This is a genomic window from Blastococcus atacamensis (assembly GCF_002938425.1).
Lineage (GTDB): Bacteria > Actinomycetota > Actinomycetes > Mycobacteriales > Geodermatophilaceae > Blastococcus > Blastococcus atacamensis.
On sequence record NZ_POQU01000030.1, the window covers coordinates 1 to 13,557 of the forward strand.

The following is a 13,557-nucleotide window of genomic DNA, read 5'->3' on the forward strand; positions in this document are numbered from 1 at the left end:
GGCGAGCGCGGTCCAGGCCTGGTGGCAGGCCAACGCCGAGGTGATCGGGCCGGACCCCGACCTCCTCCTCCCGGGCCAGGTCCTGCGCCCGCCCCGACTCTGACCGATCACCCGCCCCACGCTGCAGGGAGCTCCCGATGACCGCACCGACCCGCACGGCTCCGCCTCCGGCCTCCCCGGCACTCCGGCCGACCGTCGTCCCGACGCCGCAGCCTCCGCTGGAGCCGCGACCGGCGCTGCGCCTGGTCCAGCCCGGCCGCCTGATCCCGCGCCCGGCGCACCGGCCCGGCCCCCCGCCGCGGCAGGCCATCGCGGCGATGCCGGCCGACGAGTTCGGTCCCGTCCGCTCTCCGCGCGCCGACCTGCCCCCCGCGGTCGAGGCCGGGCACCGCCTCGTCCGGACGACCCTCGAGGCACTCGCCGGCCGGCGCCCCCTGACGCACGTGCGCGACCTGACCTCCCCGGGCGTCTTCGCCGCACTCACCGCGGGACGCCGCCCCACCTGGTGCACCGCGAGCGGCGCCCCGCTGGTCGTCGGGCGGATCCGCGTCTGCGAGCCCGTCGACGGGGTGGCCGAGATCAGCGCGGTGGCCCACCGCGGTGGGCGGGCGCACGCCGTCGCCGCCCGGCTCGAGGGAATCGACGGGCGCTGGCGCTGCACCGCCCTCCAGGTGGGCTGAGGCCGGTGACGAGAGGGCCCCTGTCGACGGGATCGGCAGGGGCCCTCTCGGTCAGACGGGTGCGGCTACGCGCCGGCAGCCCCGTGGCACTGCTTGAACTTGCGGCCCGACCCGCAGGGGCAGGGAGCGTTGCGCGGCGTCTCCTTCGAGCCCACCACGGTCGCGCTCTTCGCCGCCTTGGCCTTGCCACCCTCCGCCGGTGAGGCGTCGAGGCTCGGCGCGGAGTAGGTCAGGTTCTCCTGCGCCCGGCGCGGCGCCTCGAGCCCCTTGACCGACAGCGCCGGCCCGGTTCCCGTGGGCGCCGGCTCGGGGGCCGGCTTCTCCAGGGAGGGAGCCGCCGGAGCAGGAGCCGCCTCGGGGGTGGACCGGCGGGCGGTGGCCGCCGCGGCCGTGCCGGCGGTGGCGGTGGCCGCCGCGGCCGTGCCGGCGGTGGCCGTGGCAGCCGCGGCCTGGCGGGCCAGGACCTTCGCCGTCCCCGCCTGCGCGGCGGCCAGCGCCTTGGCCTCGGCCTCGTCCTGCTTGGCCTTGGCCTCGGCCTCCTGCTCCTCCTTGGACTTGACCTCGAGATTGAACAGGAAGCCGACCGACTCCTCCTTGATGCCGTCGAGCATCGCCACGAACATGTCGTAGCCCTCGCGCTGGTACTCCACGACCGGGTCGCGGTTGGCCATCGCGCGCAGGTGGATACCGGCCCGCAGGTAGTCCATCTCGTAGAGGTGCTCGCGCCACTTGCGGTCCATCACCGAGAGCAGCACCCGGCGCTCCAGCTCGCGCATGACCTCCGCGCCGAGCGTCGACTCGCGCTGCTCGTACGCGCGGTGCACGTCGTCCAACAGCGCCTGCTTCAGCAGCTCGGGGGTGAGGTCGGTCTGCTCGCCGCCGGCCTGCTCGACGAGCTCGTCCACGGTGATGCCCACCGGGTAGAGGGCCTTGAGCGCGGTCCACAGCTGGTCGAGGTCCCAGTCCTCGGCGTACCCGGTCTCGGTCGCGCCGTCGGCGTAGGCGCCGATGACGTCGTCGACCATGGTCCGCACCTGCTCGTGCAGATCGGCGCCGTCGAGCACCTTGCGGCGCTCGTCGTAGATGACCGTGCGCTGCCGGTTGAGGACCTCGTCGTACTTGAGGACGTCCTTGCGGACCTCGTGGTTCTGCTGCTCGACCTGGGTCTGGGCCGACAGGATCGCCCGGGTGACCATCTTGGACTCGATGGGCTGGTCGTCGGGCACGCGCAGGGTGTTCATCATCGACTCGAGCATCGGGCCGTTGAACCGGCGCATGAGGTCGTCACCGAGGGAGAGGTAGAACCGCGACTCCCCCGGGTCGCCCTGCCGGCCCGATCGACCGCGCAGCTGGTTGTCGATGCGCCGGCTCTCGTGCCGCTCGGTGCCGAGCACGTACAGGCCCCCGGCCTCGGAGACCTCCTCGTGCTCGGCCTTGACCTGCGCCTTGGCCGCCGCCAGCGCCTCGTCCCAGGCGGCCTCGTACTCCTCCGGCGTCTCCGACGGGGAGAGACCGCGGGCCCGCAGGTTCTCGTCGGCGATGAACTCGGCATTCCCGCCGAGCTGGATGTCCGTGCCGCGTCCGGCCATGTTGGTGGCCACCGTGACCGCACCGGGACGGCCGGCCTGCGCGATGATCGACGCCTCCCGCGCGTGGTTCTTCGCGTTCAGCACCTCGTGCGGGATGCCCCGCTTGAGCAGGTACTTCGCCAGGATCTCGGACTTCTCGACGCTGGCGGTGCCCACCAGGACCGGCTGGCCGGCCTCGTGCCGCTCGGCGATGTCGTCGACGACGGCGTCGAACTTCGCCTTCTCCGTCTTGTAGATGACGTCGGAGCGGTCCATGCGGACCATCGGGCGGTTCGTCGGGATCGGGACGACCCCGAGCTTGTAGGTCTGGTTCAGCTCGGCGGCCTCGGTCTGGGCCGTTCCGGTCATCCCCGACAGCTTCTGGTAGAGCCGGAAGTAGTTCTGGAGGGTGATCGTGGCGAGCGTCTGGTTCTCGTCCTTGATCTTCACCTTCTCCTTGGCCTCGATGGCCTGGTGCATGCCCTCGTTGTAGCGGCGCCCGGCCAGCACGCGGCCGGTGAACTCGTCGACGATGAGGACCTCACCGTTGCTGACGATGTACTGCTGGTCCTTCTTGAACAGCTCCTTGGCCTTGAGCGCGTTGTTCAGGTAGCCGATGAGCGGGGTGTTGACCGCCTCGTAGAGGTTCTCGATGCCGAGCTGGTCCTCGACGAACTCCACACCCTCCTCGGTGACGGCGACCGTGCGCTTGGCCTCCTCCACCTCGTAGTGCACGTCGCGCTTCATCAGCGGCACGATGCGGGCGAACTCGAGGTACCACTTGCCGGCCGTCTCGGCCGGGCCGCTGATGATCAGCGGGGTGCGGGCCTCGTCGATGAGGATCGAGTCCACCTCGTCGACGATCGCGAAGTGGTGACCGCGCTGCACGAGATCGGCCTTGCTCCAGGCCATGTTGTCGCGCAGGTAGTCGAAGCCGAACTCGTTGTTCGTGCCGTAGGTGATGTCCGCGGCGTAGTGCGCACGGCGCTCCGCCGGGGTCTGGCCGGACAGGATCGTCCCCACCGACAGGCCGAGGAACCGGTGCACCCGGCCCATCCACTCGGCGTCGCGCTTGGCCAGGTAGTCGTTGACCGTGACGACGTGCACGCCCTCGCCGGTCAGCGCGTTGAGGTAGGCCGGCAGGACACCGGTGAGCGTCTTGCCCTCACCGGTGCGCATCTCGGCGATGTTGCCGAGGTGCAGGGCGGCGCCGCCCATCAGCTGTACCCGGAAGTGCCGCTGCCCGAGCGTGCGGGTGGCCGCCTCGCGCACGACGGCGAACGCCTCGGGCAACAGCGCGTCGAGGGAGTCCCCGTCGGCATGCCGCTGCTTGAACTCGTCGGTCAGAGCACGCAGCTCCGCATCGGAGAGGTCCGTGTAGTCGTCGGCCAGCGACTCGACCGCATCCGCGATCTTGGACAGCCGTCGGACGAGCTTGCCCTCACCGGCACGGAGGATCTTCGAGAACACCACGTGCCCCAGCGTAGGCGGCGCAGCCCCGAGTGCGGTCTCCCCGACCGTCCACGGCACCACGCGCCCCATCCGTACGCTGCACCGATGGCGCGCGACCTCTCCGATCCCGGCCCCGGTCTGCTGGAGTTCCTCACCGAGCGGCACCTCGCGACGCTGACCACGCTGCGCCCCGACGGGACACCTCACGTCGTGCCGGTCGGCGTCACCTACGACGCGGGCACGCGCACCGCCCGGGTGATCACCTCCGGCACGTCGGCGAAGGCGAGGCACGTCCGCGGCGGGCAGGCCCGCGTCGCCGTCTGCCAGGTCGACGGTCGCCGCTGGGCCACGCTGGAGGGGACGGCGGTGGTGCGGGACGACGCCGCGTCCGTGGCCGACGCGGTCGACCGGTACGCGCAGCGGTACCGCCAGCCGCGGGAGAACCCGGCGCGGGTGGTCATCGAGATCTCGGTGGACCGGATCCTCGGCAACGCCTGAAGCACCGCGCCGGCAGCCGAGCAACGGCGCTGTCCGGCCGGTCGACCGGCGGCTGCGCGGGGCGCGGCCAGGAGCCGCGCCCCGCCCGGTCAGACGGTCGCCGGCTGCGGCACCTCCGTCGACGACGGCGCGGCGCCGTCCTGCGACACGGGTGCCAGCCTGATCAGGCCGTAGTCGTAGGCGTGCCGGCGGTAGACGACCGTCGGCTGGCCGGTGTCGGCGCACTGGAAGAGGAAGAAGTCGTGGCCGACCAGCTCCATCTCGTGGAGCGCCTGGTCCACGGTCATGGGAGTCGCCGGGTGGTGCTTCTCCCGCACGACCTGGCCGGGCAGGTGCTCGTCGAGATCGGTGACCTGCGGGCCGGTGGACAGCTCGCGGTCCCGTTCCAGCTGCGCCTCGATGGCGAGCTCGGGTGCACCGGCGTCCAGCGCGGAACCCGGCACGCGGACGCTGTCCGGTGTCCGGCGGCCGTGGTGGACCCGGCGGCGGTCGGCCGCGCGGCGCAGGCGGTTGTCCAGCTTGCCGGAGGCGAGGTCGAGCGCGGCGTAGAAGTCGGGCCCGCAGGCCTCGGCGCGGACGACGGGGCCCTTGCCCCTCAGCGTGATCTCCACCCGTTGGCAGTTGGCCGACTGGCGGGGGTTCTTCTCGTGGAAGAGTTCCACGTCGATGCGCGAGAGCTTGGTGTCGAACCGCTCCAGCTGACCGACTTTGTCCTCCACGTGCTGGCGGTAGTGCTCGGGAACTTCGACGTTACGACCACGGACCACGATCTCCATGAGACCTCCCGGTTGGGACGGGCATTGGTCGCTTCGACGCTAGTCGCAACTCCCCTGTCCCGACAGTCGATCGTGATGGCCGGGAGGGACGTTCCGGACCCGGTACCGCGGGGACCCGGTGACGCCCGCCGCCGATGCCGCGGAGGGCCGCGGAGTAGCGGCCACGACCGCCGCGAGCACCGGTCCTCCGCCCTCCGGGACACGCTGCTCGAGCACCGCCGCGGCGGCGCACAGGGTGGCGCCGGTGGTCACGACGTCGTCGACGAGCACCAGCAGCGCAGCCTCGGGAGGACGACCGCCCCCGGGGTCCGCAGCGAAGGTCCCGGCCAGGTTCGCCCGGCGCTGAGCCGCGGTCAGCCCGGCGGAATCGCGCACCCTCCCACGTCGGCGGAGCAGCCGGCGCTGCTCGGCGACCACTCCCTCCGCGCGCAGCACGGCCACCGCCCGGAGGGTCAGTTCGCGCACGTGGTCCCGGCCCCGTGCGGCCAGCGCCGCCCGGGACGCGGGGACCGGCACGAGGACCACCGGCCCCGCTCCGGGGACCCCGGTGCGCACGGCGGCCACGGCCAGGGCCAGGGCAGCGCCCAGCGGGCGGGCCAGCTCCGCGCGACCGTGCTCCTTGAACGCGTTGACCACCGGCCGCACGGCGCCCGCGTAGGCGCCGGCGGCCACCGTCGGCGGGAACCCGGGCGGGAACCGGCGGGGCTGGGCCAGCCTCGGCACGGTGAGCAGGACGGCGCACCGCGGACAGAGACTCCGACCCGGCACCCCGCACCCCGCGCAGGTGCGGGGCAGCACGAGGTCGGCGAGCACCGGGAGCAGACCCATCCGGTCAGCGTGCCCCCCATGCGCCCGCGCCGACGCCGTGCACGGCGACCTGTGGACACGTGGCCCCCGGAAGGACCCCGTCCCTCCCGCCGCTCGCAGGCTCACGGCGAGCCTTCGGACGGGGCCGGACGACGCCTGCCGGGATTCCTTCCTCAGAGCGGGTAGAACGGCGCCCCACCGGTGAGCGGCTCCGCTCCCCGCACCAGCGTCGTCCAGGTGCCGCCGGCCAGCTGCCACACGGTGTCGCCGGCGCTCACCAGCGCCCGCCGCGTGGGCGCCACCGCCAGCGCCGTGGGCTGGCTGGGCAGGCCGGACGTGCTGATCCGCGTGAGGCCCCAGCCGTCCACCCCGACCGAGTAGGGCACGATCCGGTCCCGGCTCTCGTCGCCGGCGAGCACCATCAGGCTGCTGCTGTCCCGCCAGCCGACGTCGATGACCTGGGCCAGCGTCGGAGCTGCCTCCCGGAGGTCCCGCAGCACGACCGCGCCGTCCGCGGGCGATCGCACGACGGTGCCCACGTAGAGCCGCCGTCCTTCCGGTCCGTCGACGACGACGGCCGCCCGCACCCCGTCGGGTGACAGCTGCAGCACCTCGGTGCGGCCCAGGCCGGCCAGCGTGGGCGCGGTGACCTGCTGCGGCGGGGCCCCCGCGGGCACGCGCGTCACCGTCACGCCGTCCTGCACGACCCAGGCCTCGGCGCGGGTCCCGGGCACCGTCGGCGCGCTGAGCGAGGCGCCGGAGAGCACCGGGGAGAGCGCTCCGTCGTACGGACCGGCCAGGAGCGTCGCGCCGGCCCCTTCCGGGCGCACCCCGGTCAGGAACGACAGCTGCCCGGTCCGTGGGTCGGCGGCGACCGCGGCACTGACCAGGCCGTAGGCACCCTCCCCTGCCGGTCCGGGCGTGGCCCGGCCCTCGGTCGCCGTGCGCAGCGCGCCCGCGTCCAGGTAGTGGCCCACGCCGTCGATCGGCACGGCGTCGGGATCGAACGACGCCCAGTCCTCGACGGTCTGCCTCTGGGGGATCCGCTCCGGTGACACCGGCTCGCCGTCCACGATGACGACGACGTCGCTGATCCGGCCGTTTCCGAGCTGCTGCAGCGACCAGACGAGCTGCGGGCACACCTGGTCCAGCAGCGGGGAGTCGGCGGGCAGGCCGGTCAGCTCCACGGTCGCCGTGCCGTCCTCGACCACCACCGACCGGCCCAGCTGCACACCGCCCAGCGGGTTGGAGACCCCGGCGGCCAGGGCCGACGACGGTCCGCCCAGCAGCCGCTCGACCAGCGTGGTGGGCTGCGCGTCGCCGTCGATCAGGTAGCGCGGATCGGGGACCACCCGCGAGGCGGTCGGGTCGAGGAAGTAGGCCTGCACCTCGTCGTAGAGCCGTTGGAAGTCCGGCTCGAGCATGATCAGGCCGTCGGGGGGATCGCTGATCCGCCACTCGCCGTCCACCTGCTGGAGACGGAACTCGCGGGTGAAGATCCCCCGCCCGGCGACGGTGAACACGCCTCTCGGGTCCACGGTGCCGATCAGGTTGGCCGTGATGGACACGGTTCCGGCGTCGGTGGTGACGATGGCGTAGTCGGTGCCGATCACGCTGATGCCGCTCTCGTCGGACCACGTCCCGGCCGCCTCGGGCACCAGGTGCTGGCGGGCCACCGGGTGCCCACGCGCTGTGCTGGCGGAGGCGTCGATGAACGTGCGCACGACCTCCTCGGCGATGGCGCCCGGCGCAGGCGGCAGCGGCTCGATGCCCACGGACTCCGTCGGCCGGGCCTGCGCCTGCGGGATCTCCACCGTCGGCGAGCTCGTCGGCACCGTGGAGCAGGAGGCCAGCGGGAGCACCACCGCGAGGAGGGCGACCGCCAGTGCCCGGGGCCGGCTCACCGGGACACCCCGGGTCGCCGCAGCCGCACCGGGCGCAGCGGCAGGGGCGAGCTGGTCAGGTCGGTGCCGGCCACCAGCGGCAGGGTGAGGCGGAACTGCGCGCCGGCACCCGGCTGGCCCCACACCTGCAGCCATCCGCCGTGCAGGCGGGCGTCCTCCAGGCTGATCGAGAGCCCCAGCCCACTGCCGCCCACGGTGCGCACCCGCGAGGGATCGGCCCGCCAGAACCGGTCGAAGACGTGCTGCGCCTCCCCCGCGCTGAGCCCCACGCCGTGGTCGCGGACCGTCACGGCCGCGGCCGATCGGTTGGCGGCGAGGGTGATCTCCACCGGGTGACCGGCACCGTGCTCGATGGCGTTGCCGACCAGGTTGCGCAGGATCCGCTCGACGCGGCGCGCGTCGGTCTCGGCGAGGACGCTCTCGGAGGGCAGGGAGACCTGCAGCTCGCAGTCGTGCCGCTGCGCCAGGGCGCCCATCCGGTCGACCACCCGCCCGACCAGCAACCCGAGGTCGGTCGGCGCGGCGTCCAGGACCGCGGCGCCGGCGTCGTACCGGCTGATCTCCAGGAGGTCGGTCAGCAGGGCCTCGAAGCGGTCGAGCTCGGTGTGCAGCAGCTCCGCCGACCGGGCCACGTGCGGGGCGAAGTCCTGGCGCGACTCGTGCAGCACCTCCGCGGCCATCTGCACGGTCGTGAGCGGCGTGCGCAGCTCGTGGGACACGTCGGAGGTGAACCGCTGCTGCAGCTGGGACAGACCCTCCAGCTGGGTGATCTGCCGCTGCAGGCTGTCGGCCATGGCGTTGAAGCTGGTCGCCAGCCGGGCCAGGTCGTCCTCGCCGCGGACGGCCATGCGTTCCTCCAACTGGCCCTCCGCCAGCCGTTGCGCCGTTCCTGCCGCCCGCCGGACGGGATCGACGACCAGCCGGGTCACCAGCACGGCGATCCCGACGACGAGCAACGTCAGCGCCACACCGCTGATGACCACGGTGCTGCGGATCAGCGACAGGCTCTCCTGCTCCTGCTGCAGCGGGAAGGAGTAGTACAGCTCGATCCGGTCGGGCGCCTGCGGGTCGCCCAGCACCGGGGCGCCGACCAGGAGGGTGGGCCGCTCGGTGCCCGAGGCATCGGCGACGACGTCGTACTTCGAGGCCTGGCTGCCGCCGTCGACCGCCGCCCGCAGCTCCTGCGGCAGCGCCTCGTACAGCGGGCGCCGGGTGGTGGTCGCCCGGTCCGGGTTGCCCGGCCGGTAGACCATGACGACGTCGAAGTCACCGGCGGCTCCGCCGCGCTCGAGCAGGTTGTTCACCGTCCGGGTCAGCGTGGAGCGGACGCTGGCGGCGTCCCCGGTGGCGATGCCGGTGACCTCGCTCTGGGCGTAGACGACGCCGGCCTGGACCTGGTCGATGGCGGCCTGGCGCTTGACGTCGAGCAGCTGGTCCCGGATCTGGCTGAACAGCACCAGGCTGACGATCACGACGACCGTGCCGGCGACGACGGTGGTGATGGCGCCGATCCGCACCTGGAGCGAGGAGCGCCACGTGTGGAGCGCCTGCGCCACCAGCCGGCGGCTGCCGCGGCGGAGCCTCCGCCGTGCGCGGACCGCGCGCCGCCGCAGACCCCGCTGGATCCGGCGCAGCTCGGTGCCGCGCGAGCGCACCGGTGCCGTGCCGACGGTCGGTTCCACGCCGGTACCCGACTCGGGTGCGCGGGTGGCGGTCACTGCCCCATTGTCGGTGACGCTGCGGCCGGAGCGGTGAGCCCACGCCCGCGACGTCCGCTCACGACGCCGGCAGGCCTGCTGACGGCGCCTTGATGTCCGCTCAAGCGGGCCCGGCCTTGTAGCCGACCCCGCGGACGGTGAGCACCACCTCGGGCTTCTCGGGGTCGCGCTCGACCTTGGCCCGGAGCCGCTGCACGTGCACGTTGACCAGGCGGGTGTCCGCGGCGTGCCGGTAGCCCCACACCTGCTCGAGCAGGAGCTCGCGGGTGAAGACCTGGCGCGGCTTGCGGGCCAGCGCCACCAGCAGGTCGAACTCCAGCGGGGTGAGGGCGATCTGCGCGCCGTCCCGCGTTACCTGGTGCGCGGGGACGTCGATCTGCACGTCGCCGATGCTCAGGTTCTCGGCCTGCCCGGTCTCCCCGCGACGCAGCTGCGCTCGCACCCGGGCGACCAGCTCCACCGGCTTGAACGGCTTGGTCACGTAGTCGTCGGCGCCCGCCTCCAGCCCCTGGACGACGTCGATCGTGTCGCCCTTGGCGGTGAGCATGACGATCGGCACGGTCGACTGCTGGCGGATGTCCTGGCAGATCTGCAGACCGTTGCGGCCGGGCAGCATCAGATCCAGGAGCACCAGGTCCGGTCGGGTCTGCTGGAAGACGCCGACCGCCCGGTTGCCGTCGGAGACGAACGCCGGTTCGTACCCCTCCCGGCGAAGCACGATGCCCAGCATCTCGGCGAGGGCGGCGTCGTCGTCGACGACCAGGACACGGCCGCGAGCGGGCCCGTTCTGGGGAGCGGTGGGTGGCACGGCGACCATTCTGCGCTGATCAGGCAAGAACGTGTCCCACCCGCCCGGGTGAGATCACGTGGCAACCCGTCCCGGTGCCGAGGCATGGGAAGCTTTACCTGCGTTTTGGGCCCCGAAACGCAGGTAAAGCTTCCCATGCCTGGGGCTCAGTAGCGGTAGTGGTCGCTCTTGTACGGCCCCTCGACCGGCACGCCGATGTAGTCGGCCTGCACCTTGCTGAGCTCGGTGAGCTTGACGCCCAAGGCGTCGAGGTGCAGCCGGGCCACGTGCTCGTCGAGCTTCTTGGGCAGCACCGTGACGCCGGGAGTCTTGCCCTCGTAGGCGGCGCGGTTGTTCCACAGCTCGATCTGGGCCAGCACCTGGTTGGAGAACGAGGCGCTCATGACGAAGCTGGGGTGCCCGGTGGCGTTGCCGAGGTTCAGCAGCCGGCCCTCGGACAGCAGGATGATCGTGTGGCCGTCGGCGAACCGCCACTCGTCGACCTGCGGCTTGATCGTCGTCCGGGTGATCCCGGGGGTGCGGGCCAGTCCGGCCACGTCGATCTCGTTGTCGAAGTGCCCGATGTTGCCGATGATCGCCTGGTGCTTGGTCATCCCGAGCTGCTCGGCCGAGATGATGTCCTTGTTGCCGGTGGCCGTGATGATGATGTCGGCCTTGCCGATGACCTCGTCGAGCGTGGTCACCTCGTAGCCGTGCATCGCCGCCTGCAGGGCGTTGATCGGGTCGATCTCGGTGACGATGACGCGGGCGCCCTGGCCGCGGAGTGACTCCGCGCAACCCTTGCCGACGTCGCCGTAGCCGCAGACGACGGCGACCTTGCCGCCGATCATGACGTCGGTGGCGCGGTTGATCCCGTCGATCAGGGAGTGCCGGCAGCCGTAGAGGTTGTCGAACTTGCTCTTGGTGACCGAGTCGTTGACGTTGATCGCCGGGAAGAGCAGCCGGCCGTCGCGGGCCAGCTCGTACAGGCGCATGACGCCGGTGGTGGTCTCCTCGGTCACGCCGGTGATGCCCTGGCCGATGCGCGTCCAGTAGCCGCCGTCCTCGGCGAGCGTGCCGCGGAGGGTCTCGAGGATGACGCCGTACTCCTCGGAGTCGGACTCCGTGGTGTCGGGGACGACGCCGTCGGCCTCGAAGCGGGTGCCGAGGTGGATCAGCAGCGTGGCGTCGCCGCCGTCGTCGAGGAGCATGTTCGGGCCGACGACCTCGCCGGCCTCGTCCCGGAACTCGAACAGCCGCTGGGTGCACCACCAGTACTCGGGCAGCGTCTCACCCTTCCAGGCGAACACCGGGACGCCGGCGGGCTGCTCGGGGCTGCCGTCGCCGACGACGATCGCCGCGGCGGCGTGGTCCTGGGTGGAGAAGATGTTGCAGCTGACCCAGCGGACGTCGGCGCCGAGCGCGGTGAGCGTCTCGATCAGGACGGCGGTCTGCACGGTCATGTGCAGCGAGCCGGCGATGCGGGCGCCGGCCAGCGGCTGCGCGTCGCCGTACTCGGCGCGCAGGGCCATGAGGCCGGGCATCTCGTGCTCGGCGAGCTGGATCTCCTTGCGGCCGAACGGCGCGAGGGAGAGGTCGGCGACCTTGAAGTCGCCGTCGGTCAGCGTGCGGGTGCCAGTGCTGGCGGTCATGTCGCTCCAGTGTCCGCGCCCGGCCGGGAGCCGGCGGGCGCTGCGGGGTCGTCCGGGAGAGCGAGCATGCCGAGGCTTCGGCGGGGCTCGTGCCGTGGCCCAGTTTAGACGCGCGGCCCCGTCAGGGCGTCCGCCTCGCCCCGGACAGGTCGGGCACGACCTGTCCCGGCACGGCACCCCCTGCCGGCGTCACGTGTCGCAGCCGATGCCGTCCCGGTCGCGGTCGAGGTGCGTTCCGTATCCCGGCTGCCCCTGCCGGATGGGTGCCGCGCCCGCGGCCCGGGCGGCGTCGCAGTTCTTGTAGTAGACCGACGACGGTTCGGGCGCAGGAGCGGGTGCGGGCGCAGGTGCGGGTGCAGGTGCGGGTGCAGGTGCCGGGCGCGGCGCCGGAGCGGGCGCCGGCTTCGGCGCAGGGGCCGGAGCAGGCGCGGGGGTCGGCGCGCGCTCGGGCAGCGTCGCCACCACGCCGCCGGGCAGCGGCTCACCCGGGCAGGTGCTGAGCACCGTGGCCATCGTGTTCTTCTCCGCCTGGGTGACCCACACCTCGTAGGTGACCTTCACGGCCACCTGCCGGGCGACGTAGGCGCAGCGGTAGGAGGTCGCCGGTGGCAGCCAGGTGGCGGCGTCGCCGTCGCCCTTCTGCATGTTCAGCGGCCCGTCGACGGCGAGCAGGTTCAGCGGGTCGTTGGCGAAACGGACGCGCTGATCGGTCGACCAGCCCTGCGCGCCCTTCTGCCAGGCGTCGGACAGGGCGACGACGTGGTCGATCTGGACCGCTTCGCTGGTGCCCTGGCCGCGCGTGAAGGCGATGCGGCGACCCGAGTAGGGGTCGGCCAGCGAGCCGGTCAGCACCACGCAGTTGCGCGTGCCGGCCTTGTAGGTCTCGCCGGTCAGGTCCCGGGTGAGCACGTCGTTGCGGGTGTCGCAGCCGTTCCGGTCGGTGTCCACCCAGCCGGAGCCGAAGAGGTCGCGGTCGTAGCCGGTGCGCGGCGCCCGCCCCTTCACCTCGAGGGCCGCCAGGGCCGCCAGCGCCGAGGTCGGCGCGGCGGACCCGACGACGGCCTCGGCGCTGGTGGGGTTCAGCACTCCGGCGGCCCTGGCGATCCGGTCCGCCTCGACGGCCGCCTCGGCCGTCTCCTGCTCGGCCAGCGCCGCGTCGGCCGCCGCCGCTGCTGCCTCGATCTCCGCCTGGCTGAGCGTGGGCTCAGCCGTCTCGTCGGCGTCCCGCGTCTCCGCCGCGGTGGTCGAACCCGCCTCCTCGGCCGGCGGCAGGGTGCCGCCGCCGACGGCCGCGGCCACCAGGCCGGCGACGGCGACGACGACGGCGGCCCGCCGGGTGGCGATGAACGCCCACCGGGCCCGGCCGGTCACCACGGCCCCCAGGCCCACCAGCAGGAGCACGACGCCGAGCGCGATCAGCGCGCCGGCCAGCCCGTCGGACGCCGCCCCCGCCAGGACGAGGACGGCGGTGACGGCAGCCACCACCAGGAGGACGGTGCGGCGCGGACGGACGGCGGGCTCAGCGAACACGGGCACCCCAGATGCGAGACGGCGACGTCTGGCACGGTAGGCCGCCTGGGCGCTGCGGATCGCGCACGACGGGCACCCGGGTCACGAGTGTCAGGTGGGGTTCGGAGCACCGGGCACGTGAGCGGGGCCACCCGCAGGCCGATAACCTCCTCCCGAGCAGCCGCCCGCGTCAGCGTCGGGAGCGG

General features: G+C 73.2%; 10 protein-coding genes. 2 read left to right on the forward strand and 8 right to left on the reverse strand.

The window, feature by feature from the left end; translation table 11 throughout:
* The first annotated feature begins 137 nt into the window (after positions 1 to 137).
* Positions 138 to 680, forward strand: a complete 543-nt coding sequence (locus C5508_RS09240) for an Rv3235 family protein (protein WP_104524656.1) — start codon at positions 138 to 140, stop codon at positions 678 to 680.
* A gap of 65 nt (positions 681 to 745) precedes the next feature.
* Here C5508_RS09240 and secA read toward each other — a convergent pair whose 3' ends face one another.
* Complete coding sequence (secA, locus tag C5508_RS09245) at positions 746 to 3,721, reverse strand: preprotein translocase subunit SecA (RefSeq protein WP_198597990.1); 2,976 nt, start codon at positions 3,719 to 3,721, stop codon at positions 746 to 748.
* Positions 3,722 to 3,805: 84 nt separating this feature from the next.
* Here secA and C5508_RS09250 point away from each other — a divergent pair, with 84 nt between their 5' ends.
* A complete protein-coding gene (locus tag C5508_RS09250; protein ID WP_104524658.1) occupies positions 3,806 to 4,198 on the forward strand; it encodes a pyridoxamine 5'-phosphate oxidase family protein in 393 nt (130 codons plus the stop codon).
* 89 nt (positions 4,199 to 4,287) lie between these two features.
* Here the strand turns inward: C5508_RS09250 and hpf are convergent, their stop codons facing one another.
* The 7 genes from hpf to C5508_RS09290 all read right to left on the reverse strand — a co-directional run bounded on the left by hpf (position 4,288) and on the right by C5508_RS09290 (position 13,372).
* Positions 4,288 to 4,974 carry a ribosome hibernation-promoting factor, HPF/YfiA family gene (gene hpf, locus C5508_RS09260; RefSeq protein ID WP_104524659.1) on the reverse strand — a complete coding sequence of 229 codons (687 nt, stop codon included), beginning with the start codon at positions 4,972 to 4,974 and terminating at the stop codon, positions 4,288 to 4,290.
* A 39-nt stretch (positions 4,975 to 5,013) separates the two neighbouring features.
* Entirely contained in the window at positions 5,014 to 5,802 is a 789-nt protein-coding gene (locus C5508_RS09265) for a ComF family protein (protein ID WP_232797023.1), read from the reverse strand.
* 152 nt (positions 5,803 to 5,954) lie between these two features.
* Positions 5,955 to 7,685: an LpqB family beta-propeller domain-containing protein gene (locus tag C5508_RS09270; RefSeq protein WP_104524660.1), complete on the reverse strand. Its 1,731-nt coding sequence runs from the start codon at positions 7,683 to 7,685 to the stop codon at positions 5,955 to 5,957.
* Positions 7,682 to 9,403: an MtrAB system histidine kinase MtrB gene (mtrB, locus tag C5508_RS09275; protein ID WP_104524661.1), complete on the reverse strand. Its 1,722-nt coding sequence runs from the start codon at positions 9,401 to 9,403 to the stop codon at positions 7,682 to 7,684. Before mtrB ends, C5508_RS09270 begins: the two co-directional genes overlap by 4 nt.
* 100 nt (positions 9,404 to 9,503) lie before the next feature.
* Positions 9,504 to 10,220: an MtrAB system response regulator MtrA gene (gene mtrA / locus C5508_RS09280; RefSeq protein ID WP_104524662.1), complete on the reverse strand. Its 717-nt coding sequence runs from the start codon at positions 10,218 to 10,220 to the stop codon at positions 9,504 to 9,506.
* A 137-nt stretch (positions 10,221 to 10,357) separates the two neighbouring features.
* Entirely contained in the window at positions 10,358 to 11,842 is a 1,485-nt protein-coding gene (ahcY, locus tag C5508_RS09285) for an adenosylhomocysteinase (protein ID WP_104524663.1), read from the reverse strand.
* Positions 11,843 to 12,031: 189 nt separating this feature from the next.
* Entirely contained in the window at positions 12,032 to 13,372 is a 1,341-nt protein-coding gene (locus C5508_RS09290; RefSeq protein ID WP_232797024.1) for a GmrSD restriction endonuclease domain-containing protein, read from the reverse strand.
* Positions 13,373 to 13,557: the final 185 nt, after the last annotated feature.

Excerpts from the sequence above, each read along its gene's own strand:
- C5508_RS09240 (WP_104524656.1), top strand. The coding sequence starts at position 138 with ATGACCGCACCGACCCGCACGGCTCCGCCTCCGGCCTCCCCGGCACTC.
- C5508_RS09250 (WP_104524658.1), top strand. The coding sequence starts at position 3,806 with ATGGCGCGCGACCTCTCCGATCCCGGCCCCGGTCTGCTGGAGTTCCTC.
- hpf (WP_104524659.1), bottom strand. The coding sequence starts at position 4,974 with ATGGAGATCGTGGTCCGTGGTCGTAACGTCGAAGTTCCCGAGCACTAC.
- C5508_RS09265 (WP_232797023.1), bottom strand. The coding sequence starts at position 5,802 with ATGGGTCTGCTCCCGGTGCTCGCCGACCTCGTGCTGCCCCGCACCTGC.
- mtrA (WP_104524662.1), bottom strand. The coding sequence starts at position 10,220 with ATGGTCGCCGTGCCACCCACCGCTCCCCAGAACGGGCCCGCTCGCGGC.
- ahcY (WP_104524663.1), bottom strand. The coding sequence starts at position 11,842 with ATGACCGCCAGCACTGGCACCCGCACGCTGACCGACGGCGACTTCAAG.